The organism is [Actinomadura] parvosata subsp. kistnae, assembly GCF_900323885.1.
Lineage (GTDB): Bacteria > Actinomycetota > Actinomycetes > Streptosporangiales > Streptosporangiaceae > Nonomuraea > Nonomuraea composti.
The window spans coordinates 3,922,155-3,946,632 of the sequence record NZ_OOHJ01000018.1 but is presented as its reverse complement, the minus strand read 5'-3'; the positions used below and the strand labels follow the sequence as shown (position 1 = coordinate 3,946,632).

The 24,478-nt window shown below is 72.2% G+C and carries 26 protein-coding genes; 11 read left to right on the top strand and 15 right to left on the bottom strand.

The annotated features are described in order from the left end of the window. Positions 1–49 precede the first annotated feature (49 nt). Genes KIS93_RS66010 through KIS93_RS38790 form a run of 4 tightly spaced genes read left to right on the top strand, consistent with a single transcriptional unit; the run spans position 50 to position 5,377 of the window. Complete coding sequence (locus KIS93_RS66010) at positions 50–511, top strand: hypothetical protein (RefSeq protein WP_246005407.1); 462 nt, start codon at positions 50–52, stop codon at positions 509–511. Continuing rightward, positions 445–3,939, top strand: a complete 3,495-nt coding sequence (eccCb, locus tag KIS93_RS38800) for a type VII secretion protein EccCb (protein ID WP_335673922.1) — start codon at positions 445–447, stop codon at positions 3,937–3,939. Before KIS93_RS66010 ends, eccCb begins: the two co-directional genes overlap by 67 nt. Before the next feature lie 23 nt (positions 3,940–3,962). Further along, on the top strand, positions 3,963–4,301 hold the full coding sequence (locus KIS93_RS38795; RefSeq protein ID WP_186404646.1) for a hypothetical protein: 339 nt from the start codon (positions 3,963–3,965) through the stop codon (positions 4,299–4,301). Beyond that, positions 4,298–5,377, top strand: a complete 1,080-nt coding sequence (locus KIS93_RS38790; RefSeq protein ID WP_186404645.1) for a transglycosylase SLT domain-containing protein — start codon at positions 4,298–4,300, stop codon at positions 5,375–5,377. Before KIS93_RS38795 ends, KIS93_RS38790 begins: the two co-directional genes overlap by 4 nt. 51 nt (positions 5,378–5,428) lie before the next feature. Here KIS93_RS38790 and KIS93_RS38785 read toward each other — a convergent pair whose 3' ends face one another. The 4 genes from KIS93_RS38785 to KIS93_RS38770 form a co-directional block, all read right to left on the bottom strand. Continuing rightward, entirely contained in the window at positions 5,429–5,986 is a 558-nt protein-coding gene (locus KIS93_RS38785; RefSeq protein ID WP_186404644.1) for a hypothetical protein, read from the bottom strand. After that, positions 5,983–7,449 (bottom strand): serine/threonine-protein kinase, encoded by a 1,467-nt coding sequence (locus KIS93_RS38780; RefSeq protein ID WP_186404643.1) that lies wholly within the window; start codon positions 7,447–7,449, stop codon positions 5,983–5,985. Before KIS93_RS38780 ends, KIS93_RS38785 begins: the two co-directional genes overlap by 4 nt. A 128-nt stretch (positions 7,450–7,577) precedes the next feature. Beyond that, positions 7,578–8,720, bottom strand: coding sequence for a S8 family serine peptidase (locus KIS93_RS38775; RefSeq protein ID WP_155128571.1), 1,143 nt, complete (start codon positions 8,718–8,720; stop codon positions 7,578–7,580). Between the two features lie 226 nt (positions 8,721–8,946). Further along, a complete protein-coding gene (locus KIS93_RS38770) occupies positions 8,947–9,219 on the bottom strand; it encodes a WXG100 family type VII secretion target (RefSeq protein ID WP_168013589.1) in 273 nt (90 codons plus the stop codon). Positions 9,220–9,339: 120 nt separating this feature from the next. On the opposite strand from KIS93_RS38770, the gene KIS93_RS38765 reads away from it, so the two are divergent. The 4 genes from KIS93_RS38765 (at position 9,340) to KIS93_RS38750 (ending at position 15,187) form a co-directional block, all read left to right on the top strand. Further along, positions 9,340–10,059 (top strand): SDR family NAD(P)-dependent oxidoreductase, encoded by a 720-nt coding sequence (locus KIS93_RS38765; RefSeq protein ID WP_080042983.1) that lies wholly within the window; start codon positions 9,340–9,342, stop codon positions 10,057–10,059. Positions 10,060–10,082: 23 nt separating this feature from the next. Further along, a complete protein-coding gene (locus tag KIS93_RS38760; RefSeq protein ID WP_080042984.1) occupies positions 10,083–11,831 on the top strand; it encodes an acetyl/propionyl/methylcrotonyl-CoA carboxylase subunit alpha in 1,749 nt (582 codons plus the stop codon). A gap of 140 nt (positions 11,832–11,971) precedes the next feature. Continuing rightward, positions 11,972–13,357: a hypothetical protein gene (locus KIS93_RS38755; RefSeq protein ID WP_155128573.1), complete on the top strand. Its 1,386-nt coding sequence runs from the start codon at positions 11,972–11,974 to the stop codon at positions 13,355–13,357. 408 nt (positions 13,358–13,765) lie between these two features. Further along, positions 13,766–15,187: a serine hydrolase domain-containing protein gene (locus tag KIS93_RS38750; RefSeq protein WP_186404642.1), complete on the top strand. Its 1,422-nt coding sequence runs from the start codon at positions 13,766–13,768 to the stop codon at positions 15,185–15,187. On the opposite strand, the gene KIS93_RS38745 is transcribed toward KIS93_RS38750, so the two are convergent. The 3 genes from KIS93_RS38745 to KIS93_RS38735 form a co-directional block, all read right to left on the bottom strand. Then, positions 15,151–16,608 (bottom strand): serine hydrolase domain-containing protein, encoded by a 1,458-nt coding sequence (locus tag KIS93_RS38745; RefSeq protein ID WP_080042986.1) that lies wholly within the window; start codon positions 16,606–16,608, stop codon positions 15,151–15,153. The two genes, KIS93_RS38750 and KIS93_RS38745, sit on opposite strands and share 37 nt — an antisense overlap. A 32-nt stretch (positions 16,609–16,640) precedes the next feature. After that, entirely contained in the window at positions 16,641–18,197 is a 1,557-nt protein-coding gene (locus tag KIS93_RS38740; RefSeq protein WP_080042987.1) for an MFS transporter, read from the bottom strand. Positions 18,198–18,341: 144 nt separating this feature from the next. Beyond that, on the bottom strand, positions 18,342–18,872 hold the full coding sequence (locus tag KIS93_RS38735; protein ID WP_080042988.1) for a P-loop nucleotide/nucleoside kinase family protein: 531 nt from the start codon (positions 18,870–18,872) through the stop codon (positions 18,342–18,344). A 62-nt stretch (positions 18,873–18,934) separates the two neighbouring features. On the opposite strand from KIS93_RS38735, the gene KIS93_RS38730 reads away from it, so the two are divergent. The 3 genes from KIS93_RS38730 (at position 18,935) to KIS93_RS38720 (ending at position 20,719) form a co-directional block, all read left to right on the top strand. Continuing rightward, positions 18,935–19,474 carry a GNAT family N-acetyltransferase gene (locus KIS93_RS38730; RefSeq protein ID WP_222107722.1) on the top strand — a complete coding sequence of 180 codons (540 nt, stop codon included), beginning with the start codon at positions 18,935–18,937 and terminating at the stop codon, positions 19,472–19,474. A gap of 75 nt (positions 19,475–19,549) precedes the next feature. Further along, complete coding sequence (locus tag KIS93_RS38725; protein WP_080042990.1) at positions 19,550–20,104, top strand: putative glycolipid-binding domain-containing protein; 555 nt, start codon at positions 19,550–19,552, stop codon at positions 20,102–20,104. Positions 20,105–20,137: 33 nt separating this feature from the next. Next, positions 20,138–20,719, top strand: a complete 582-nt coding sequence (locus KIS93_RS38720) for a DUF6506 family protein (protein WP_080042991.1) — start codon at positions 20,138–20,140, stop codon at positions 20,717–20,719. 50 nt (positions 20,720–20,769) lie between these two features. Here the strand turns inward: KIS93_RS38720 and KIS93_RS38715 are convergent, their stop codons facing one another. Genes KIS93_RS38715 through gvpJ form a run of 8 tightly spaced genes read right to left on the bottom strand, consistent with a single transcriptional unit; the run spans position 20,770 to position 24,306 of the window. Beyond that, positions 20,770–21,063 (bottom strand): gas vesicle protein K, encoded by a 294-nt coding sequence (locus KIS93_RS38715; RefSeq protein WP_080042992.1) that lies wholly within the window; start codon positions 21,061–21,063, stop codon positions 20,770–20,772. Further along, the gene (locus KIS93_RS38710; protein WP_080042993.1) at positions 21,064–21,261 is read right to left on the bottom strand and encodes a gas vesicle protein; all 198 of its coding nucleotides are present in this window, start codon (positions 21,259–21,261) and stop codon (positions 21,064–21,066) included. Continuing rightward, entirely contained in the window at positions 21,258–22,148 is an 891-nt protein-coding gene (locus KIS93_RS38705) for a GvpL/GvpF family gas vesicle protein (protein WP_080042994.1), read from the bottom strand. Before KIS93_RS38705 ends, KIS93_RS38710 begins: the two co-directional genes overlap by 4 nt. After that, positions 22,141–22,491, bottom strand: a complete 351-nt coding sequence (locus tag KIS93_RS38700; protein WP_080042995.1) for a gas vesicle protein — start codon at positions 22,489–22,491, stop codon at positions 22,141–22,143. The genes KIS93_RS38705 and KIS93_RS38700 overlap by 8 nt, the downstream gene beginning before the upstream one ends. Position 22,492: 1 nt before the next feature. Further along, entirely contained in the window at positions 22,493–22,789 is a 297-nt protein-coding gene (gene gvpO, locus KIS93_RS38695; RefSeq protein WP_080042996.1) for a gas vesicle protein GvpO, read from the bottom strand. Positions 22,790–22,791: 2 nt separating this feature from the next. Then, positions 22,792–23,016, bottom strand: coding sequence for a gas vesicle protein GvpG (locus KIS93_RS38690; protein WP_080042997.1), 225 nt, complete (start codon positions 23,014–23,016; stop codon positions 22,792–22,794). Between the two features lie 13 nt (positions 23,017–23,029). Continuing rightward, positions 23,030–23,833, bottom strand: coding sequence for a GvpL/GvpF family gas vesicle protein (locus KIS93_RS38685; RefSeq protein ID WP_080042998.1), 804 nt, complete (start codon positions 23,831–23,833; stop codon positions 23,030–23,032). A 5-nt stretch (positions 23,834–23,838) separates the two neighbouring features. Next, on the bottom strand, positions 23,839–24,306 hold the full coding sequence (gene gvpJ, locus KIS93_RS38680; protein ID WP_080042999.1) for a gas vesicle protein GvpJ: 468 nt from the start codon (positions 24,304–24,306) through the stop codon (positions 23,839–23,841). Positions 24,307–24,478: the final 172 nt, after the last annotated feature.

Sequence of the window (24,478 nt, the reverse complement as noted above, 5' to 3'; positions counted from 1 at the left end):
ACCACCGCGCGGGGAAATCCTCCTGGAGTCCCCGCCGGAGATTCCCGAGGTGCAGCCCGCCGGGCTCTCGGGCGTCCTCATGTACGTGCCGATGCTCGCGGGCGGCGCGGCCATGGCCCTCATGTTCACCGCCGGCGGCAACTCCAGCCCGATCATGTACGTGGCCAGCGGCCTGTTCGCCGTCTCGATGCTCGGCATGACGGCCGGCCAGCTCGGCCGCAACGCCGGAGAGCGCAAGAACCGCCTCAACGGCCTGCGCCGCGACTACTTCCGCTACCTCGCCCAGATCCGCAAGCGCGTCCGCAAGGCCGCCGTCCAGCAGCGCGAGGCCCTGGAGTGGAGCGGCCCCGCCCCCGACACGCTCTGGTGGGTGGCCATGGGCCCGCGCCTGTGGGAGCGCCGCCCCGCGACGAGGACTTCGCCACCGTACGCCTGGGCACCGGCGTGCAGAAGCTCGCCGTGCAGCTCATCCCGCCCGACTCCAAGCCCGTCGAGGACCTCGACGCGCTGACCGCCGGCGCCCTGCGCAGGTTCGTGCGCGCGCACTCCACGGTGTCGGGCCTGCCGGTCGCCGTCGCGCTCAACTCCTTCGCCCGCATCAGGCTCTCCGGCGACCCCAGGGCCGCGCGCAGCCTCGTCCGCGCCGTGGTCGCGCAGCTCGTCACCTTCCACTCCCCCGACGACATGCGGATCCTCGTGTGCGCGGGCAAGGAGTCGATGCCGTACTGGGACTGGGTGAAGTGGCTGCCGCACGCGCTGCACCCCGAGCAGGTGGACGCGGCCGGGCAGGTGCGGCTGATGGCCGAGGACCTGTCGCGGCTCGACCAGCTCGTGGGCGAGGAGCTCAAGGAACGCGCGAGGTTCCGGCCCGGCACGGCGGCGGACGCGCTGCCGTACCACGTGGTGATCGTGGACGGCGGGCACGTGCCGCACGACTCCCAGCTCGGCACCGACGCCATCCAGGGCGTCACCGTCATCGACCTGTCCGACGCCACCGGGCCCGTCGAGGAGGCCAGCACGCTGCGGCTGGAGATCCAGCCCGACGGCTTCCACATGGTCAAGATCGACCACACCGGCAAGCGGTCCACGACCCGGCTGGGCGACCCCGACACCCTCGACTACCACCGGGCCGAGGGCCTGGCCAGGCAGCTCGCGCCGCTGCGCGCCTCGATCGGCTCCGGCGGCGAGGAGCAGGACGTGCTGGGCACCAACACCACGCTCACCGACCTGCTCGGCGTCGGCGACGCCGCCCGCGTGCAGCCCGCCGTCACGTGGCAGCCCAGGGCGGGCCGCAACCGGCTGCGCGTGCCCATCGGGCTCGGCAGCGACGGGCGCGTGGTCGAGCTGGACATCAAGGAGTCGGCACAGGGCGGCATGGGCCCGCACGGGCTGGTGATCGGCGCCACCGGCTCGGGCAAGTCGGAGCTGCTGCGCACGCTGGTGCTCGGGCTCGCGATCACGCACTCGCCCGAGATCCTCAACTTCGTGCTGGTCGACTTCAAGGGCGGCGCCACGTTCCTCGGCCTGGAGACGCTCACCCACGTCTCCGCCGTGATCACGAACCTGGAGGACGAGCTCCCCCTCGTCGACCGCATGCACGACGCGCTGCACGGCGAGATGGTGCGCCGCCAGGAGCTGCTGCGCGCCGCCGGGAACTACGCCTCCCTGCGCGACTACGAGCGCGCCCGCGAGCAGGGCGCCGACCTGCGCCCGCTGCCGACGCTGTTCATCGTGCTCGACGAGTTCAGCGAGCTGCTGGCGGCCAAGCCCGAGTTCATCGACCTGTTCGTGATGATCGGCCGGCTGGGCCGCTCGCTCGGCGTGCACCTGCTGCTCGCCTCGCAACGGCTGGAGGAGGGCCGGCTGCGCGGGCTCGACACGCACCTGTCGTACCGGATCGGCCTGCGCACGTTCTCGGCCATGGAGAGCCGGGTCGTGCTCGGCGTGGCGGACGCGTACGAGCTGCCGTCCGCGCCCGGCAACGGCTACCTCAAGTTCGACACGACCGGCATGACGAGGTTCAAGGCGGCCTACGTCTCCGGCCCGTACCACGAGGACCCGGCGCAGGCCGTCTCGGCCGACGGCCAGGTCCCCATCCGCGACGTCGTCGAGTACGGCCCGGCCCACGTGCCGCTCCCCGAGGTCACCGCCCCGCAGCAGCTGCCGGAGGAGGACCAGGACGAGCCGGCCGGCGGCAACCAGCGCAGCCTCCTCGACGTCGTGGTGGGGCAGCTCGCCGGGCACGGGCCCGCGGCGCACCGCATCTGGCTGCCGCCGCTGGCCGAGCCGCCTACCCTGGCGCACCTGCTGCCGCCGCTCTCGGTCACCCCCGAGCACGGCCTGACCACGGCCGGCTGGCCGGGCAGGGGCAAGCTGCACGCCGTCATCGGCATCATCGACAAGCCCTTCGAGCAGCGCCGCGACCCGTTCTGGCTGGACCTGTCCGGCGGCGCCGGGCACGTGGGCGTGGCCGGCGGCACGCAGAGCGGCAAGAGCACCGTGCTGCGGACGCTGGTGGCGAGCATGGCGCTGCTGCACGACCCGCGCGAGGTGCAGTTCTACTGCCTCGACTTCGGCGGCGGCGCGCTGGCCTCCTTGGAGGGGCTGCCGCACGTGGGCGGCGTGGCCGCCCGCCTCGACGGCGACCGGGTCCGCCGCACGGTGGCCGAGGTCAGCGGCATCCTGGAGCAGCGCGAGCGGGACTTCGGCGCGCACGGCGTCGAGTCGATGACCGCCTACCGGCGCATGTGTCAGGAGGGCACGATCGAGGGTGACGGCTGGGGCGACGTGTTCCTGGTCGTGGACGGCTGGCTGACGCTCCGGCAGGAGTTCGACTCGCTGGAGCCCGTCATCACCGACATCGCGGCCCGCGGGCTCGGCTACGGCATCCACGTCATCGCCGCCTCCAACAAGTGGTCGGAGTACCGCCCCAGCATCCGCGACCTGCTCGGCACCAAGATCGAGCTCAAGCTCGGCGACGCCTACGAGTCGGAGGTCAGCAGGAAGAAGGCGGTCAGCGTGCCCGAGGGCGCGCCGGGGCGCGGCCTGACCAAGGACGGCTTCCACTTCCTGTGCGCGCTGCCGCGCATCGACGGGGTGCAGAACGTCTCCGACCTGGCGGCCGGGGCGCGCGGGCTGGTGCAGGCCGTCCGCGACTCGTGGCAGGGCCCGGCGGCGCCGAAGGTCAGGCTGCTGCCCGCGATCCTGCCCGCCGCGTCGCTGCCCGACGACCCCGACCGGATCCCGATCGGCATCGACGAGGCGGCGCTGGCGCCCGTGGCGCTGGACTTCGACGCCGACCCGCACTTCATCGTGTTCGGCGAGAACGAGAGCGGAAAGTCCAACCTGCTGCGCCTCATCTCCGAGGGCCTGGTGCGCAGGAAGCAGCCGAGCCAGGCCATGATGATCGTGATCGACTACCGGCGCTCGCTGCTCGACTCCGCGGCGACCGAGCACCGCATCGGCTACGCCGCCTCCAGCGCCGCCGCGGCCGAGCTGATCAACGACGCCAGGGGCGCGCTGCTGAACCGCCTGCCCCCGGCCGACCTGACGCCGCAGCAGCTGCGCGACCGGAGCTGGTGGCAGGGCTCCGACCTCTACATCGTCGTGGACGACTACGACCTCGTGGCGACCTCGTCCAACCCGCTGCTTCCCCTCGTGGAGCTGCTGCCGCAGGCGCGCGACATCGGCCTGCACGTCGTGCTCAGCCGCCAGATGGGCGGCGCGGGCCGCGCCATGTTCGACCCCGTCATCCAGCGGATGAAGGACATGGCGACGCCGGCGCTGCTCCTGTCGGGCAACAAGGACGAGGGCATGCTGTTCGGCAACGTCCGGCCCCAGCCCTTCCCGCCGGGGCGCGGGCAACTGCTGGACCGGCGCCACGGGCCGCGTCTGGTGCAGACGGCGTTCCTGGGCGCTGACCAGCCAGGACAGGACTGATCGTGGCGAAGGACGGATGAGGTATGGCGGATCCGGATCTCGAGACGCACTATTCGGCGCTGGACAACTGCCGCACGGCCATCAAGCGCGCCGCCGGCCAGTACGAGGACACCCTGACCGAACGCAACCCGGGACAGATCACCTACGGCGACGACGGCGCCCCGGTCAACAACCGCACCCCCGTCGCGGCCGCCACCTTCGGCGACCTGACCGACTCGGGCGCGCTGGCCACGGCCGCGAACGACGTCTGGAACGCCGTCATCACCGAGACGGACCAGGCCCGCAGGAAGCTGCGCGCCGTCGAGCACGCGCTGAGCACCGTGGAGGAGAACATCCGGGCGGCGCACGGGGCCGGCTCGTGAGCGTGGCGCACCTGCCCGGAGGCGCCGCGCTCGACACGATGCTGCGGAAGGTGAAGGGCGATCCGGGGGCGATCGACACGCTCGCCGCGGCCTGGCGCGGCGTGTCCGGCGACGTCGACGAGTTCGCCCGCGGGCTGTCGGCGGCGGTGCGAACGGTGGACAACGCCTGGAAGGGCCGCGCGGCCGACCAGTTCGACACCTACATGGGCAAGTACCAGGCCGCGGCCGGCGACCTGAAGTCGGCGCTGTCGAACGCCGCCTCCTCCCTCGGCGACGCGGCGAGCGCGCTGCGGGAGGCGCACACCGAGATCGCCGCCATCATCCGGGACCTCAGCACCAGCGCGACGACGTACGAGAACGCCTACTACAAGGAGCACCCCGACGCCACCGCGGAGGACGTGCGGCCGGGCCTGACCAAGCTGGTCGAGCAGGCCAAGGCCGACGCGCAGCCGTGGGTGGACGCCGCCGACGCGGCCGTGACCAAGGCCAAGAACGACATCGGCCGCTTCCTCGACGAGCGCGGGCAGACCTTCCACGGCATCCCCGAGGTGACGACGCAGACGTTCGTCCCGCCCCGTGGCAAGTCCACCGGCTGGGAGCCGGAGCCCGACTACCGGCCGCAGGCGGGCACCTCCCTGCAGGGCGCGGACGGCGGCCTCCGTGGCCCCGAGGGCGGGGGCGGCTTCGGCGGGTACGGCTCCAGCGGCCCGCCGCCCGCCGTCCAACCGACCGGGCAGGTCAAGGAGTGGATCGAGCAGGCCATGGCGATCCTGGAGCGGAACGGCGTGCCGCGCTCGAAGATGGACCCCGTCGCCATCGCCACGATCATCAAGCACGAGTCGGGCGGCAACCCGCACGCCATCAACACCTGGGACTCGAACGCGGCCCGCGGCACGCCGTCCAAGGGGCTGATGCAGACCATCGACCCCACGTTCAACGCCTACGCGCTGAACGGTCACAAGGACATCTGGAACCCGGTGGACAACATCATCGCCGGGGTGCGGTACGCGGTCTCGCGCTACGGCTCGGTGTCGAACGTGCCCGGCCTGCGCGGAAACGGCTACGTCGGCTACTGACCGGCAGCGGGCCCCGGCACCTGGTGCCGGGGCCCGCGCCCGCCGGGTGGATCAGCCGCAGTTGGCCCAGCCGGCGCTGGTGCTGCCCGAGCCGGCGCTGCCGGAGTACTTCACGCACTTGCCCTTGGCCGACACGTAGACCGGCCCGGCGTAGTACTCGTAGCTGCCGCTGTCGGAGTCGGTGCCGCCGCCCTGCGCCTCCAGCGTGACGCTGACCGGGCTGGACTTGCCCACGTTCGCGGTCTTCATGGTGACCGCGCAGTTCTGGCCGGTGCTGTTGTTCCAGAGCTGGTACGTCACGCCGCCGGAGAACGAGCTGGACCGCTGGACGGAGTAGCCCGAGCCGCACACCTGCGTCGGCGTGTACGGGTTCTTGACCGGCGCGGCCGTGGTCTTGCTGGGGGTCGGCCTGGCCGTCGTCTTCGTCGGGGTGGGCTTGGCCGTCGTCTTGGTCGGCGTCGGCGTCGGTGTCGGCTCCGGCTCCTCGGTCGGCGTCGGGTCCGGCTTCTTCGTCGGCGTCTTGCTGGGCTGCACCGTCTTGGTGACGGTCGCCGTCGGCTTGCTCCTCTTCTTGGTGGGCGTCGGCTGCGCGGTGGTCGTCCGCGTCACCGGCGCCTGCGTGGGCACCGGGACCGGCTGCGACGGGAGCGGGCCGGCGTGGTCGGCGCCGAGGTGAGCTCGGGGACCGAGGGCACGGTGGGCGCGCCCGACCCCCACTCGGTGGGCAGGACCAGCGGGCCGACCCCTTCGTCGTCGGGGCTGGCGGTCGTCGCCCACGGGACCGCGGACTCCGGCTGCGACGGGCTGACGCCCACCGGGTAGGAGCCCTGCGGGGCCGGGGTCCCCGTGGCCTCGGCCATCGGGATCTCGTCGGCGTCGGCCTGGGCCGCGGCGGGGTTGACCTGCTGCAGCTTGACGTACCTGTTGGCGCCCCACAGGCCGAGCACGGCGACGAGCGTGACCACGGCCACCCCGGCGACCAGCGCGAGGGGGAAGCCTCTCCGGTGCGTCTGGGCCGGCCGGTTCTGCACGGCCTCCAGCCTGATGTGGTGCGGCGGCGGCACGTCGGCGTCCGGCGGCCCCCACATGGGAGCCTCGGGCTGCGGCGGCATGGGCATGCCGCGCATCGGCGGCGGCCCCTGCATCAGGGGCGGGCCCTGCACCGGCGGCGGGCCCGGCACGGGCGGGGGACCCTGGATCGGCGGGCCCTGCATGGGCGGGCCCTGCATGGGCGGCGGCCCTTGCACGGGCGGCGGGCCCTGGACGGGCGTGCCGGGGACGGGGACGCCCTCGATCGGCCCTGCCGCGATCGCGGCGGGCTGCTTCGGCCCGCTCACGTCGCCGAGGACCTGCATGAGCGCGCTGTACGTGGTCGGCCGCCTGGTGACCTCCTTGGCCAGGGCCGCCAGCAGCACCCGCCGCATCGGCTCGGCCTCCACCCGGACCTCGGGCTCGCCGTTCAGCACGGCGTCCCGGTCGGCGAACGGCGGCGCGCCGCTGCCGGCGAACACGACCGTCGCGGCCCAGGCGAACACGTCCGCGTACGGGCCGTACTGCAGCCCTTCGAGCTGCTCCGGGGCCTGGTAGGCGGGCTCGCCGACGGGCTCGCCGACGGCCGCGTCGGTGACCCTGGGGCCCTCGGCGGCGAGGATGACGTTGTGCGGGGTGAGCGATCGGTGGGACAGCCCGGCGAGGTGCACGGCCGACAGCGCGGTCAGCACGCCGACGGCCACGCGTTCGAGCGCGTCGCCGGTCAGCGGCCCGTCGTCGGCGACGGTCTGGGCCAGGCTCTTGCCCTCGACGTACTCGCGGACGATGTACGGCCGGCCCTCGTGCAGGCCGCCGTCGAGGACCCTGGCCACGTACGAGCTGGAGACCCGCTTGGCCGCCAGATGGTCGGCCGGCCGGTCGGGGCCGGACTCGGGCTCGGCGGGAAGGAGCTTGATCGCGACCATGGGCGCGTCGTCGGATGCGCGCGCGAGGAAGAGCTCCCCTCTCGGCCCCTCTCCCAGCAGCCCGACAACGCTGAAGGCGCCGATCCGCTCTGGATCACCAGGGCGCAAAGGGTGCATGCCTCACCTTTCACCTACCAAAGCATGATCGAGGGATATTCAACCAGATAGGTAACACCAGCATCAGGGGTTTCACGGCATACCCGACAATTCACAGTGCCGTTTCCTTGCAGCCACAGTGAAGCGGGCTACTCGGCACGGCCCGGCCGCCAGCCCCTGCGCCGCCCCATCGGCACCATGATCCGGGCCACCGTCACGAGGAGCGCCACCCCCAAGGCGGAGCCGGCGATGATCAGAGCCAGCCGGACGGCGTCCCGATCGACGGGCGCGACCTTCGCCACGGTGCCCGGCGGCAGCGCGCTCGGCGGCGGGGGCGCGACCACGGGCGCGTTGTTCGGCTCGAACGGCAGCACCGCGCTGAGCGCCAGCATCGGGTTGATCATCCCGTCGCCCTTGCCCGCGCCGCTGGCGCCGTCCGCCGTCGCGATGATGCGCTGCCGCACCTGGGCCTGGTCGAGATCGGGGAAACGGGCCCGCACCAGCGCCGCCAGCCCCGACACGAACGGGGTGCCGTAACTGGTGCCGTCCAGGTCCCGGTTGTAGGAGCGGCCCGGCCACGTGGAGGTGACGTCCTGGCCGGGAGCCAGCACGGAGACGGGCGTCTTGGAGTTCGAGAAGTCCGACAGGGCGCCGTTCGGGCCCGCCGCGCCCACCGCCAGCACGCCCTCGTAACTCGCCGGATAGGCCGGGACGGTGGTGCCGTCGTCCTTCTGCACGTTGCCCGCCGCCGCAACCACCAGGGCGTCCTTGGCCATGGCGTACTCCACGGCCGCCTTGAGCGCGGGCTGGTCGGTCGTCGAGATCGACACGTTGATCACCTTGGCGCCCTGGTCGGCCGCCGCCTTGATGGCGGCCACCAGGAGCTTCGGGTCACCGTCGCGTTCGGAGTTGGTCTGCTTGTACGACAGCAGCCGCGCCCCCGGCGCCATGCCGTAGAACATCACGCCCTGCGTGTACTGGGCGCCGATGATGCCGGCGACGGCCGTGCCGTGCCCGATGCAGTCCTGGTAACCGGTGCCCGTCAGGTCGGCCTTGCCGGCCAGCCGGATCTGGGGATGGTTCAGCTCCACCCCGCTGTCGATGATCGCCACCGAGACGCCCGCGCCCGTCGAGAGCGACCAGAGGCGCCGGGGGTCGAGCCGCTGCTGCGCCCACGACGCGCCGACCTGCATCGTCCCCCGCTCGGGGGAACAGTCAGCCTGAGCGGCGGCGGCGGGCACCAGCGGGACCTGCAGGGCGAGCACGCTCGCCACGAGGACGCGACCAATCACGGCGAGAAAGCGTAGCTTGCCCGATTCGACCCCGCAGGGTCAGCGGCCGGGTCTTCGTGGCCGGCCGGGTACGTGCGCCGGCCCTGGACGCTCGCGCCGGCCGGGTACGTGCGCCGGCCCTGGACGCTCGCGCCGGCCGGATACGTGCGCCGGCCCTGGATGCTCGCGCCGGCCGCCAACGGGAAGAAGCCCCGGCAGCTCTACCCGCCAGGGCCCCTCCCGTCGCTCACTGCGTGGCGGTGTCGATGTTCTGCCGGTACGTCGTGATGACCCGCGAAGCCTCTCCCAGCTCCTCGGCCATCCGCTGGAACGCCGTGCGATAGTTCTGCCACGACTGCTGGAAGCGCTGCGCCCCCTGCCCCGTCCATGCGGTGCCGACCTTCGCGGCCTCGCGGTCGAGAGCGGTCATCGTGGCGCGCACTGCCTCCGCCTGTTGCGTGAACTGGTTGGACATCTGCTGCATTTCCTGCAGATTTCCGCCGACCATGCTGTGGCTCATGCCTACCTCCTGGCGCCTGTCAAAGCGCCATCACCCTAAGGAAGCACTCCCGGACATCGCCGCCGTTATGCCGAGCGGCTATGGTCTACCCGAGGAATGTTCGGATCGGGTGAGGGGCGCATGCGGGAGATCGTGGTCACCGGTGGCGGCACCGGCATCGGCTACGCGATCGCCGCCGCCTTCGCCTCGCTCGGCGAGCGCGTCACCATCACCGGCCGCCGCGAGCACGTGCTCGCCAAGGCCGCCGAGAGCATCGGGGCGCGGTTCCTGCCGTTCGACGCCTCCAGCCCCGCCGAGGTGCGGGCCGCACTCCCCCACCTGCCCGAACGCGTGGACGTGCTGGTCAACAACGCCGGCGGCAACACCAATCTGGGCCGCAGGCAGCCACGCGAGCCGGCCGAGGTCGCCGAATCCTGGTGGGCCAACCTCAACGCCAACCTCATGTCCGCCGTGCTCGTCACCACCGCGCTCACGCCGCGCATGCGCGAGGGCGGCCGGATCGTCTCGATCGGCTCGATCGCCGCCAGGGGCACCGGCTCCGGCTCGTACGGCGCCGCCAAGGCCGCCTTGGAGTCGTGGACCGCCGACCTGGCCGCCGAGCTCGGCCCCAGAGGCATCACCGCGAACGTCGTCTCCCCCGGCCTCGTGCTCGACACCGAGTTCTTCCAGGGCCGCCTCACCGAGGAGGGCATCAAGGCCCGGGTGGAGAACACACGCAACGGCCGCCCCGGAGCCCCCTCCGATGTGGCCGACACCGTGCTCTTCTTGGCCTCCCCCGGTGCCGGGCACGTCACGGGGCAGGTGCTTCACGTGAACGGCGGCGCGTACCTGGGCCGCTGACTCTAGGAGGAAGGACAACGCAGGTGCGGAAGGTTCTGATCGCCAACCGCGGCGAGATCGCCGTACGTGTGGCCCGGGCTTGTGCGGACTCCGGGATCGGCAGCGTCGCGGTCTACGCCGACCAGGACCTCGACGCCCTGCACGTCAAGGTCGCCGACGAGGCGTACGCGCTGGGCGGACAGACCCCGGCCGAGACCTACCTCGACATCGGCAAGCTCATCGACGTCGCGCGCCGCTCCGGCGCCGACGCCGTGCACCCCGGCTACGGCTTCCTGTCCGAGAACGCCGACTTCGCCCAGGCCGTCATCGACGCCGGGCTGACCTGGATCGGCCCGCCGCCCGCCGCCATCGCCGCCCTCGGCGACAAGGTGCGGGCCAGGCACATCGCCCAGAAGGTCGGCGCGCCGCTCGTCGCCGGCACCAAGGACCCCGTCGCCGGCGTGTCCGAGGTGGTGGCGTTCGCCGAGGAGCACGGGCTGCCGATCGCGATCAAGGCCGCGTACGGCGGCGGCGGGCGCGGCATCAAGGTCGCCCGCCGCATCGAGGAGGTCCCCGAGCTGTACGAGTCGGCCGTCCGCGAGGCGGTCGCCGCCTTCGGGCGCGGCGAGTGCTTCGTCGAGCGCTACCTCGACCGGCCCCGCCACGTCGAGACCCAGTGCCTGGCCGACCGGGCCGGCAACGTCGTCGTCGTCAGCACCCGCGACTGCTCGCTCCAGCGCCGCCACCAGAAGCTGGTGGAGGAGGCGCCCGCGCCGTTCCTCACCGACGAGCAGGTCTCCGTCCTGTACGCCAGCTCCAAGGCCATCCTCAAGGAGGCCGGCTACGTCGGGGCCGGCACCTGCGAGTTCCTCGTCGGCCAGGACGGCACCATCTCCTTCCTCGAAGTCAACACCCGCCTCCAGGTCGAGCACCCCGTCAGCGAGGAGGTCGCCGGCATCGACCTCGTCCGCGAGATGTTCCGCGTCGCCGACGGCGAGCTGCTCGGCTACGACGACCCCGCCCTGCGCGGCCACTCCATCGAGTTCCGGATCAACGCCGAGGACGCCGGACGCAACTTCCTGCCCGCCCCCGGCACCCTGACCACCATGCGCACCCCCTCCGGGCCCGGCGTGCGCCTCGACGCCGGGTACGAGGCCGGCATGACCGTCCCCGGGACGTTCGACTCGCTGGTGGCCAAGCTGATCGTCACCGGCCGGACCCGGCGGGAGGCGCTGGAGCGGGCGCGGCGGGCCCTGGCCGAGTTCGAGATCACCGGCATGCCGACCGTGCTGCCCTTCCACCGGGCCGTCGTCGCCGACCCCGCCTTCACCTCCGAGCCGTTCACCGTCCACACCCGGTGGATCGAGACCGAGTGGGACAACCCCGTCCCGCCGTACGAAGGGGAGGTGGCCTCGCCCGACACCACCGCCTCCGCGCGGGAGACCGTGACCGTCGAGGTCGGGGGCAAGCGGCTCGAAGTCGTCCTGCCCGCCGGCCTCGGCTCCGCGGCGCCCGCCCCCTCCAAGACGCCCCGGCGTACGGGCGGCAGGACCAGGAAGGCGTCCGCGGCGGGCGGCGACGCGCTCGTCAGCCCCATGCAGGGGACGATCGTCAAGGTCGTGGCGTCGGACGGCGACGTGGTGGACGAGGGCGACACCGTCGTCGTCCTGGAGGCCATGAAGATGGAGCAGCCGCTGGCCGCCCACAAGGCGGGCACGATCACGGGGCTCACGGCGGCGATCGGTCAGACCGTGACGGCCGGCGCCACCATCTGCGAGATCAAGAACACGTAACGCGGGTAGGGCTCAGGTGCAACCGTCGGGGACTGTTCGGCCACGGTGTGCGCCTGAGCGCTCCCGGACAGGTAGCGTGCCCATGAAGGAACTTCGCCGATCGCCCGTTCGTCCTTAAGGGCGAAGGAGGCTTGCTGCCAATGACCCATTCGCTGCGCCGAGCAGGGGCCGCGATCGCGGCTCTGATCGCCGGTCTTATCGTCGTTCTTGCGCTGTCCCCTGCCGCCCACGCGGCGGCTCCACCGGATGCCAACTCCGTGGTGTCCAACTGGAAGAAGGCTCCGCTGTACGCGGTGTCCGGCTCCTCCTTGTCGTCGGACCAGCAGAGCGAGATCAATGACGCGCTCAAGGGTGCCGACAGCAAGATCTACGCCGTCGCGCTGCCCGACGGCACGTTCGACAACTCCACCGTTGGGCCGTACCTGAAGCAGCTCAGCTCCGATTTGAGCGCCGCGGGCCGCCCCAGCGCGACGGTCGTCGTGCTCGACGGCCAGACGATGTTCACCGCGTCGAGCGCCCTGCGGCCCGGCATGGCCGCCAAGCTCTCCGACCTCTCGGTCAACGCCAACTCGGGCGACATCGTGGCCGGCATGAAAGACTTCGCCAACCGCGTCGACATGGCCGCCAAGGGTGACCGTTCCGCGCTGAGCAGCGGCAGCCAGTCCAACCCCGGCGCCGGCGGCACCGCCGCCCTGATCGCCCTCGGCGCGCTCGTCGTGGTCGGCGGCGGCGGCTACTTCCTCTACTCCAGCAACAAGAAGAAGAAGCGCGCCATCCAGGAGGCGAAAGACCTCGCCGCCGTCAAGCAGACCGTCGAGGAGGACGTCACCAAGCTCGGCGAGGAGATCACCGCCCTCGACACCGACGTCACCCTGGCCGGCCAGGGTGGCAAGCACATCGACGAGTGGCAGACGGCGCTCGACTCGTACGAGAAGGCCAAGACCCAGCTCAACGCGGTCCAGCGGCCCGACCAGGTCCGCGAGGTCACCCAGACCCTTGAGGACGGCCGCTACGCGCTGGCCGTCGTCAAGGCCAAGGTCAACAACGAGCCGGTGCCCGAGCGGCGCGCCCCCTGCTTCTTCAACCCGCAGCACGGCCCGTCCGTCCGCGACGTCCGCTGGGCCCCGCCCGGCGGCGCCGTCCGCGACGTCCCCGCCTGCCGCATGGACGCCGAGGCCGTGGAGCGCGGCTTCGACCCGCAGATGCGCGAGGTCATGGTCGACGGCCACCGCCGGCCCTACTACGACGCCGGCCCCGCCTACCAGCCCTACGCCTACGGCTACTACGGCGGCTTCGGCGACGTCATGACCGGCATGTTCATCGGCACCATGATGGGCAGCATGCTCAGCGGCGGCTGGGGCTACGGCGGCTACGGCGCCGGCTACGCGGAAGGCTACGCCGACGGCGGCGGCGACATGGGCGGCGACTTCGGCGGCGGCGGCGACTTCGGTGGCGGCGGCGGCTGGGGCGACTTCGGCGGCGGCGGAGACTTCGGCGGCGGAGACTTCGGCGGCGGCGACTGGTAACCACCCAGGGGAATCCGGGGCCCAAAGCTCGGTCCTCCGCAAGGGGGCGCATCCGCGCCATTTGGCTCCGGGCTGTGACTGCAGGGGAGCCGAGCTCCCCCGCACCCCCTAGCCGGTGGCCTCCCGGCCCCCGGACCCCCGAGCCTTGACCGGCTTCGCCAGCGACGATGAAGAGCCTCAGATCCAGTTCGTGATCTGAGGCTCTTTCGCTGTCCTTAGTGGGCGACAGGTTGGGGGCTGTAATGCGAAGCTCACCAGCACGGATGAGTCGCAGCACACGGACGGGTCTGCTGTATGGCCCGCGAAGACTGGCGGTATCCCGTAACGAAGGCGGCGGCTTCTCCCCATGGTGCGCCGGCCAGCGCCTGACTAGCTTCGGCGGGTGTTCAAAGTCGCCCTTGCCGCCATTTGTCTCGCCACCATTTCAGCGCCCGCCCGGCGTCCGTCCCCGCGCTGGTCGACGCCTACGTAGAGGAGTACCGGGCATCCACCGGCCTGCCGGGCGTGGAGGTGGCGATCACCAAGGGAAGCGCGGTCGTGCACGCCGCCGGATACGGCGAGACCGCCGCGGGTGAGCCCGTCACGGCCGACACGCCCATGGCGATGGCCTCGGTGAGCAAGTCGTTCACCGCCCTGGCCGTCATGCAGCTCGCCGAGCGGGGGCAGGTAGGGCTGGATGAGCCGGTGCGGCGGTATCTGCCCGAGTTCACGATGGCCGATCCGAGGGCCGGGCGGATCACCGTGCGGGAGCTGCTGCACCAGACCTCAGGCATGGACGATTCGGCGTTCCGGGAGAAGAGCCTGCCTCAGCCGCAGGATCTGCGGGGGGCCGTGGCCCGGCTCAGGACGGCGAGGCTGGCGGCGGAGCCGGGCAGCGCGTACAGCTATCACAACACGAACTACCAGGTCGCCGCGCGGCTGGTCGAGGTGGTGAGCGGGCGGCCGTTCGCGGCCTATCTGGATGCGAACGTGTTCCGGCCGCTCGGCATGCGCCACAGCAGGACCGTCGACACCGACCGTGACCTGCCCGGCAGCGCTCGCGGGCACCTGTACGTCCTGGGCCGGGCCGTCGCCGTGCCCGAGCCGGCGGGGTTCGGGAACGGGTCGGGTGGGGTGCTCAGCACCGCCCGCGACATGGCCAAATGGTTGATCGCGCAGAACGGCGGCCTTCCGGGGCTGCTGTCGGCGCGGGGTGTGCGGGAGATGCGGACGGGGTCGAAGCAGAATCCCGAGTACGCACTCGGCTGGGAGCTGGGTGAGACGGCGCTCGGCACGCCCGTGCTGGAGCATGGTGGGGACCTGTTCACCTCCACCGCCCACCAGCTGCTGATGCCGGGCTCCGGGTACGGTGTCGCCGTGATGGCCAACACCGGGATGGCCTTCTCCGACGCGCACGCCCTCATGGCCGGGATCGTCGCCGTCATCGAGGGCGGCCGCCCGCAGGCGCCGCCCTCCATGTGGTCCCTGATTCTCGTTGACGCGTTCTTCGTGCTGCTGAGCCTGGTGACCGTCGGGCTGGCGGTGCGGGGAGTGGTGCGGGCCCGGCTCTGGGCCCTTCAGGGTGCGGGCCTGCGGCTGGGGCTGTGGCGGATGGGGCGGCTTGTGCCGTACGTGCTGCCCGCGGTGCTGTGCGGGACGGTCACCTCGGTCCACCGCGTCCTGGCGCACGGGCGGGACGCCGCGTGGATTCAGCTCGCCTACCTCTACCCGACGTTCATGGTCTGGCTGGTGGTGGCAGCGGCGGCGGGCCTCGCGGTGGTCGGGGCCCGCCTGTGGGCGGTGGCGCGGCGGCGTCAGGCGACCTTCGGGGCGGCGCGCATGCCGATGTAGACGCACGCCACGCCGTTGGACAGGGTGGAGAAGACGACCGGCATGTAGTCCTCACTGAAGGAGGGGCCGGCGCCGGAGGCGGCGAACACGGTCGAGGTGACCGGGGTGAGCTCCATGTCCAGGGGCGGTGACATGTCCTTCATCCCGTCCACGAACTCGTAGCGCAGGTGCGCGCCGCCGTCCGCCTTCTCGGTGACCGTGATGACGACGCCTTCGCGGCGGTACGTGCCGAGCAGCGGGGCGAGGTCCACGGCGGGCGGCTGCGCGGGCGGGGCGAACGGGGCGGGCATCGTGACCCCGGCCAGCTCGGCGAGCAGCTCGCGGAACAGGTCGGCGTACAGGAGGCGGGCGCTGCCGCCGTTGGTCATCAGGGCGAGCGCGAGCCCGGCGTGCGGGACGACGCGCAGGTACGCGTACTGGCCGACGGCGGCGCCGTCGTGGCCGTAGCCGGGGATGCCGTTCCAGTCGTACAGGGTCCAGCCGAGGCCCCAGCCGTCGGCGGAGACGGTCCACTTGTCGGGCACGTCGGTCTCGCGGCGCTGCATCGCGGCGACCGCCTCGGCCGACAGGACGCGGGTGCCGTCGGGGGCGAGGCCGCCGTTCAGGTGCAGGCCGGCGAAGCGGGCCATGTCGCCGGCGGAGACGATGACGCGGCCGGCCGGGCCCGCCGAGCGCGGCATCAGGTCCCACGCCGGCGCCGGCTCGGGCTCGGCGCCGGGCTCGCCCAGGTGGCTCATCGCCGTACGGAAGCGCAGCGCCTCCTCCGGCAGCGTCATCGAGCGCTCCAGGCCGAGCGGGGTGAACAGCAGGTCCTTGAGCGCCTGGTCCCACGTCTTGCCGGTGATCACCTCGACGAGCCGGCCGAGCACGACGAAGCCGAGCCCGCCGTAGGAGACGCCGGCGCCGGGCGGGCAGTCGAGGGGGACGTCCCTGGCGGCCTCGACGTACTTGGCGAGGCAGTCGTCGCCGCGGCCGCTGTCGTAGTTGAAGTCGGTGGTGACGCCGCCGGTGTGGGACAGCAGCTGCCGGACGGTGATCTTGACGGTGTCCTCGGGGTTCGGGGTGGCGAACTCCGGCAGCACGTCGATCACCCGCGTCTCCAGGCTCAGCCGGCCCTCGTCGACCAGCCGCATGACCAGCGTGGCGGTGTAGGTCTTGGCGATCGAGCCGGACAGGAACACCGAGTCGGTCGTCACCTTCACGCCGGTGCCGCGGTGCAGCACGCCGCTGGCCAGCTCGTGCACCCGGCCGTTGACCAGCACGGCCAGCGCGGCGCCCGGGACGTGGTGCTTGGCGCGCAGCTCGTCGAGGCGGGCCTGCCAGCGGCTCTGGTCGAAGCGGCGGCCGGACGAGTCGTGCATGCCCCAGTCGCCCTGCGCGGTCCACTCGCCGCCGGCGTTCCAGGTCGTTTCCGTGTTCATGGGTCTCTCCTCAGTGGTCGATGGTGAAGGGGTCAGGAGCGGGTGGCCAGCGCGTCGGTGGTGGTTGTAGGGGCAGGCGCAGGTTCGCGTTCCGGCGCGTCGGTGGTGGTCGGGTGCGGGACGGCGGGCGTCCTGGCGTCCCGCAGCACGATCAGGGCCAGGACGGCGGCGGCGAGCACCCCGGCGGCGCTGATCGCGAACGCCGACGACATGGCCGCCGTGAAGGCGTCGCGGGCCGCCTGCGCCAGGGTCGTGTCGCCGGTGAGGCGGGCGGCGGCCAGGGCGTCCGCGATCGAGCGGCGCGCGGCCGCGGCGGCGGTCGCGGGCATCGCGGCGCCGTAGCCGGCGGCCAGGACGCTGCCCAGGACGGCGACGCCGAGCGCGGCGCCCATCTGCTGGATGGTGTCGTTCAGTGCGGAGCCGACGCCGGCGTGCTCGGCGGGCACCCGGCCCATCAGGGCGGCGATGGCGGCGGGCATGGCGGTGCCGCCGCCCGCGCCGATCAGGAGCAGGCCCGCGAGCGGGAACGCCAGGCCGCGGGCGGGGGTCGTGACGGCCAGCAGGGCGAACCCGGCGGCCATGACGGCCAGACCGGTGACGATCTGCGCCCGGGCGCCGACCCGGCCGCCCAGCCTGGCGCCGAGCGTGTTGCAGGCGAGCGAGGCGACCGCCATCGGGATGAACGCCAGCCCCGCCTGGGTGGGGGTGAAGCCGAGCATGTACTGCAGGTATTGGGTGAGCACGAGCAGCAACCCGCCGTTGCCGATCTGCACGAGCGTGAGCGACAGGCTGCTGCCGCTGAACGTGCGGTCGCGGAACAGGCCCAGCGGCACCATCGGGTGGGCGCAGCGCAGCTCCCACACCACGAAGGCGGCCAGCGCGAGCACGGCCAGGGCCCCGGTGGCGGCGGTGGCCGGATGGGTCAGGCCGTGGGCGGGCAGCTCGATGATCGTCCAGACGAGCGCGGTCATGCCGGACGTCGACAGGATCATGCCCACCGGGTCCGCCTTGCGCCACGGCCCCTTCGACTCGGGCATGAGCGTGAGGGCGGCGGCGATGGCGAGCGCGGCGATGGGCACGTTGATCACGAACACCGCGCCCCACCAGAACCACGCGATCAGCGCACCACCCAGGACGGGCCCGCCGACCAGGCCGACCATGGCGACGGCGCTCCACGCGGCCAGCGCCTTGCGCCGCTCCCGCTCGTCGAACACCGTGATCAGGATCGACAGGGTGCTCGGCATGATCAGCGCCCCGCCGACGCCCATCGCCACGCGGGCGGCGACGAGCTGCACGGGATCGGCGGCGTACGCGGCGGCCAGCGAGGCGGCGCCGAACAGCGCCAGCCCGATGACCATGACCCGGCGGCGGCCGAAGCGGTCCGAGAGGCTGCCCGCCGTCAGCAGCAGCCCGGCGAACACCAGGATGTAGGAGTCGAGGATCCACTGGACGTCCCGGGCGCCGGCGCCGAGGTCGGCGGCGAGCGGCGGGATGGCCACCGTCAGCACCATGTTGTCGATGACCAGCACGAGCGTGCTCAGGCACAGGACGATCAGGATCAGCCGGCGACGCGAGCTGCTGAGATTCATGGAAACACCTTTTCCAGATGCGTACGTCGTTCGCGTTATGCGAACACTGTACTCCACAAGGCACGGTGTTGCGCAAGCCCCGGATTTTCCGGCCCGGATCAGGAGGTCCGGACGGGAGCGTCCGTCAGCTGAGGTGCCCGTCCGTCACGCGGACTCAGGTGAGGGGGCCGTCCCCTCGCGGCGCAGCCCTTCGAGGAGGGTTTCGAGCGCGGCCTCGGGCGTGCGGCCCGCCGTGTCGACGGTGATGTGGTCGCGTTCCCACAGCTCGTACTCGCGCCCCACCACCTCGCTCCACTCCGGCAGCCGCAGGTCGGGGATGTCGGTGGAGCGGGAGGTGACGCGGTGGCGGTGCTCGTCCCGATCGGAGCACGTCACCTCCACCTCCGCGACCCGCACCCCGGCCCGCAGGCCCACCTCCCGCCAGGCGTCGCGGGTGACGGCCAGCGGGTTCACCGACTCGGCGATCACCGTGAACCCCTGGCGGAGGTGGTCCTCGGCGAGGGCATAGCCGACGGCGTACCCGGCCGGGCCCAGAGGCTGCGAGGCCAGGCCCGAGCGGACGATCGCCTGCTCGATGGTGTCGATGCGCACGTGGACCGCGCCCAGGCGACCGGCGAGCAGGCGGGACAGGGTGGTCTTGCCAGTGGCCGGCAGGCCGCCGATGACGATGAGCATCCCCCCATGCTCGCCCACCCACGAGACCGACGGCGCCCGGCCCGGCCACCAGAATGGCTGGTGTGATCTATCTTGCCGAAGGGCCGCGCGTGGCCCTGCGCTACATCAGCCTCCAGGACTTCGAGGAGCTCGCGGCCCTGCACGAGGAGAGCGCGGAGCTGCTGGCCCGGTGGATGCCCGGCCCGCCCATCCTCACGTACGAGGACTTCGAGCGGTACCTGACCAGGTTCGACGGGCCCCTCAACGAAGGGTTTCTGATCTGCCTGCGTGACACCGGCGCGATCGTGGGCCGCGTCAACGTCAACCACATCATCCGGGGCACCCACCAGAGCGCGACCATCGGCTACTCCGCCTACGCCACCACCACCGGGCGCGGCTACATGACCGAGGGCCTCGAGCTGCTGGTCGGGCACGCGTTCGAGGAGATGGAGCTGCACCGGCTGGAGGCCAACATCCAGCCCGCCAACACCGCCTCCCTCAGGCTGATCGAACGCGTCGGCTTCCAGCGCGAGGGCTACTCGCCGAACTTCCAGTTCATCGACGGCGCCTGGCGCGACCACGAGCGCTGGGCCATCACGGTCGAGATGACGCTCGGCTCATGAACGCCGCGACCGCGCGGCCGCTCCCCCGACGGGGATTCCGCGTTCTTGTCGTACCCGGGTGGCAGGATCGCCGGTGTGAGCTTCGCATCCCTGCCTGAGACGGCCGCCTGGCGGCATCACACCGCGCGTGCGGGTTTCGAGGTCGCCTGGTTCCGCCCGCAGCGTGTCGAGGGCTGCACGACGGCGGTCGAGGGCGGTCACGCCTGGATCGTCGAGTACGCGATCGACCTCGATCCCGGCTGGGTGACGCGGCGCGCGGTGGTCACGAGCCGGTCGGCGGCGGGCGTCCGCTCCACGCTGCTGGAGTGCGACGGGGCGGGCCGCTGGCGGGTGGACGGCAGCCCGGCTCCGCACCTCGACGGGTGCCTCGACGTGGATCTGGAGTCGTCGGCGATGACCAACACGTTTCCCGTGCACCGGCTCGGCTTAGGCGGGGGCGGGTCTTCCGCGCCGGCGGCCTTCGTGCGTGCGCTCGACCTGGGGGTCGAGCGGCTCGACCAGCGTTACGCGCGGGCCGGCGAGCGGTCTTACGACTATGCGGCGCCGGTGTTCGGGGTGGAGTGCCGGCTGGAGTTCGACGCGTGCGGGCTGGTGCTCGAATACCCGGGGCTGGCCACCCGGGAGGCTTGACCTCAACTATGGTCGAGGTAGCAGCCTGAGGGTATGACGAAGAACAGAGTGATCATTTACGAGGAAGCCGGGGCCGATCCTCAGGCCGACATCCTGGATGTGGCGAACCGGCACGGGCGCACGCGCGTGCGGGCCATCGCCGAGCCGGGGCAGCTCGTGGGGCTCCTGACGGAGCTGGTCGACGAGGGGGTCGATCGCGTCGAGTTGTGCGGCGCGTTCGGCGCCGTGTGGCAGGCGGAGGCGCGGCGGGCCGTCGGCGGGCGGGCGCGGGTCGGGGCGATCTACTACGGGTTCGAGTCGCTGGCGGGGGTGGCGGCTTACAAGCGGCGGTTCGAGAGCGGGGAGGTGCTGTCGGAGGCGTTCCTCATCGTGCACGAGGACGCCGATCCCGACGCGGACCGGGTCGTGCGGGTGCGGGAGGAAGGCGGCAGCACGACGTTCGTGGCGGTGCCCGACGAGGCGGCGGCGGCCTCCGTGGCCGGCAAGCTGGCCGACGGGCTGCAGCTCATCGAGATGTACGGCGGGCAGGGTCCGGAGTCGGCCGCACCCGTCATCACGGCCGTGAACGCGCGCGTGCCCGTCGGCGTCACCGCCTGGGCGGCAGGATCGGAGTGACCTGGGCAAGCGAGGCCCTGGGGCGGGCCCACCCCGGCCTGGTGCGGGTGTCACTGGGTGGGAAGGAGCGTGCCCAGGGGGCCGAGGTCGAGGTTGAGCTGGTCGGGGGTCAGGTCGAAGCGGTCGCAGAGGTCGCCCATCGCCTCCTCCAGCCGCATCAGCGTGACCCCCAGCACCTCGATCTGCTCGTCCGTCAGGTTGCCCTGCTCCATCCGCCGCACGCACTGGCGCTCCACGAGCTGGCGTACCAGCTCGACGAGGGTGAGCACGAGCCGGGTCAGGTCGCGCTCGACGGTGTCGGGGTCGGTGGACAGCCGCCAGCGCGGCGGCGGTGGCACCTCCACTTACGGGCTCCCTTCGAGCTCGTCCACCGACACGAGCAGCGTGCGCAGCGAGATGTGCACGAGGTCGATGTCGGCGATCGACAGCACCAGGTCGCCGGTCACGACGACGCCGCCGGCGAGGAGCCGGTCCAGGAGGTCCACGAGGGCGATGCGCTCGGGCGGCAGCTCCTCGCAGGCGACCACGTCGCGTCGTCTCATGCCGGCTCCATGACGGTGAACGAGTAGGGCGCCCACGGGCCGGTCACGCGGATCTCCACGCCGTCGCCGCCGAGCTTTTCCGCGAGCGCGGTGAACTCCTCGGTCCGGGTCTCGTCCACCAGGTAGGCGCCGTTGAGTAGCATGATGTCGTCGCGGCCCGACAGGCGCGGGTCCTGGGCGCGGTGGCGGCGGCCGGCGGCGGCCAGGGCGGACAGCGCGCGGTGGATGTGGTCGGCGCGCTGCACCGCCTGCTTGCGCGCCTGTTCCCGCCCGCGCAGGCTGGCTCGGCGCCGGTGCAGGTACGCCGTCCCCGGCCGGCCTCCCTGCCCTGCCCCGCCGCCGGAACCGGCGCACGCCTGCGTGCTCCGGGTGTCCCGGGTGCCGGGCGAAGTGGCCGCCGAGGGTTCGGGCGGGGTCGTGTACGCCTTGACGCCCCACTCCCGCCGCCCCGTGACCTGCGTGAGCACGTCGGTGAAGGCGGTGGCGCGGCGTTCGAGGAGCTCGGCCACCTGGGCGTCGTCCTCGTACACGGTGACGAGCCGGACCGGTGCGGTGGTGGTGGCGCGGGCGACGGCGTCCACGACGCGGTGGTGCGCGCGGGCCGTCTCCGCCAGCCAGTCCAGGTCCTCCAGGGAGCGCCGCAGCGGCTCCTCGCCGAAGTGGCAGGCGGGCACGGAGCTGACGTACGCGACGAGCCCGGCGCGGGTGACGGTGCGGACGGGTGTGTCGCCCACGCCGGCCGGGCAGGGCAGCGGCTCGCGCGCCACCGCGTACAGGTAGGTGAGGTCGCCAGGCACCGGCGGTCCCCAGGTGTGATCGTCAGGCACCGGCGGCCCCCAGGTGGGGTCGCCCGGCGCCGGCGGCTCGCAGGTGAGGTCGTCAGGCATCGGCGGCCTCCACCTCGTCGGCGCGGCCCTCGGCGGCGGCGAGGCGGCGGCGCAGGCGGCGGTTCTCCTCCACCAGCTCGCGGTCCCGCCCCGACAGGTACGGGTCGTGCTCCCACCAGTCGATGCCCAGTTCCCTGGCCGTGTCGACGGAGGCGATCAGCAGCCGCAGCTTGATCGTGAGCAGCTCGATGTCGAGCAGGTTGACCCGGATGTCGCCGGCGATCACGATGCCCCGGTCGAGCACGCGTTCCAGGATGTCGCCGAGGTTGGCGGGCTCGCGGTTGGCGGGCCCCGCGCCGTACGTGGGGCGGATGGCGGGGCCGGAGGGCGAGATTCTGTCCATCTCAGAACGCCTCACCCGTGTCGGCGTTCGAGCGCCGGTACCGCCGGATTCTCCGGTATGACAACAACCTGCCCTCCTGGTCGATCTGGGCCTGGTAGACGGCGAGGATGTCGCCGGAGGAGGGTATCCGGCGGTCCTCGATGACTTCGACGTTGACGAGCCAGCCGTCGTCGGCGGGCTCGACCGAGGTGATGCCCTCGGCCTCTTTGGTGGTCAGGTCCACGATGTGCCGCAGACCGACTCCGCCGGCCGTCACGGCGTTGAGCTCCTCCGCGACGGCGCTGTCCTTGGCGGCCATCCTCACCTCCCTGTCGCCAGCCGAAGGACGCGCTCGACGGCTTGCTGTTCTTCCTCTTCCGTTATCTGCCCGGCCGCTCTCGCCGCTTCGATCTCCTCCAGCCGCCTGCGTACCGCGGCGGGGTTGCGCAGCTCCCTGTCGGCCTGGTCCTGGATCATCTCGGCGAGCCGGATGAGCCCTTTGACCGGCAACATCGGCCAGGCGAAAATGCTGCTCACCAGGCCCACGAGCGTCCACCTCCTAGCCTTGGGCGAGGACGAAGTCGTAGGGGGCCATGGGCCCGAGCAGCCGCAGGTCCACGCGGCCGGTCCAGCGCTCCCCGAACTCCTTCATCGCCTTCTCCAGGCCCTTCTGGTCGTCCCGTTCCGACAGCAGGGCCACGTGCACGGCGTCCCACTCGTGGGTGGGGTCGCGCAGGGAGGCCTGCATGTAGTGGCCGGTCAGGCCGTCGAGGAGCATCTGGGTGTCCATGGCGCGCTTGGCCTCGACGGACGCCGTGATGATCTCGCCGAGGCGGATGCGCTCGTTGCGGGTGGCGTCCTCGGGCTTGCCGCGGATGGCCTCGCGCAGGCCCTGGGCCTCGGGGCTCTCGGCGAGGATCTCGGCCAGGACGGTCTGCTCGGCGTAGCGGCCCTTGACGACGAACTCGGCGTACCCCTGGAGCTGGTCCAGGGCGGACTTGAAGTCGTCGTGGTGCGGTGCGAGCAGCTCTTCGACGACGGCTTCTGTGCTGGCGAGCACGCCGCCGAAGCGGAACGGCAGCACGGGCCCCTTGTCGGCCATGGCGTCGAGCAGCCCTTCGTGGGCCAGGAAGTCTCCCGGCCGGCCCAAGGGCTGGTCCACGTTGACGTCGCTGACGAGGGCGGCGATGTCCTCGTGCTCGATGAGCTTGACCTTGCCGGCCGGGTCGCCGAGCCCCTGCACGTCGGCGGGCACCTTGGTGCCGGCGGGCACGATGCCGTAGACGTAGGAGCCGAGGTTCTGGCGTTGACGAGTGGCCTGCTTGGGCACGGAGGCGCCGGATACCTTGGTGGAGCGTCCCATGGTGCTTACTCTTCCTCTCGCTTCGGCCGGATCTTCCTGCGCGGCGGGCCGGACGTCCGTTCGACGGAGACCTCGGGTTCCTCCTCCATGGAGGCCTCGGCGGCGGGGTCGCTCTTCTTGCCGGTGAGCTCCTGCAGCGTGTCGCCCGCGGCTTCCACCACGCCCTGGATGACTTCCTTGGTCTTGTCCTGGCTGGGCACGCCCTTGGCCTCGCTGATGACCTCGGGCAGGCCCTTCTCGCTCTTGGCCATGTCGAGCCGGTTGGCGGCCTCGGCGAAGCGCAGGTAGGTGTCGACGCTGGCGATGACGACGCGCGTGTCGATCGTCAGGATCTCGATCCCGACGAGCGACACCCGGACGTAGGCGTCGATCACCAGGCCCCGGTCGAGGATGGTGTCGATGACGTCGGCCAAGCCCGTGGGGCCGTGCCCGCCCATCTGTCCGGCTGACGCCGGTTGCACAGACGTAGTCATGTGGTTTCCCCCTTGCTCCCCGCGAGCCTGCCCGCGAAAAAGGGACGAGGAACCACATACAGCGTAAAAACCGACACATTTGGTGTACGGTCGGCGCACGGCCGATTACCGGCCGCGAATTTGGCCTCTTCAGGAGTTTCAGATGCTGGCGCGGACCGCCGGGAGCGGCTCC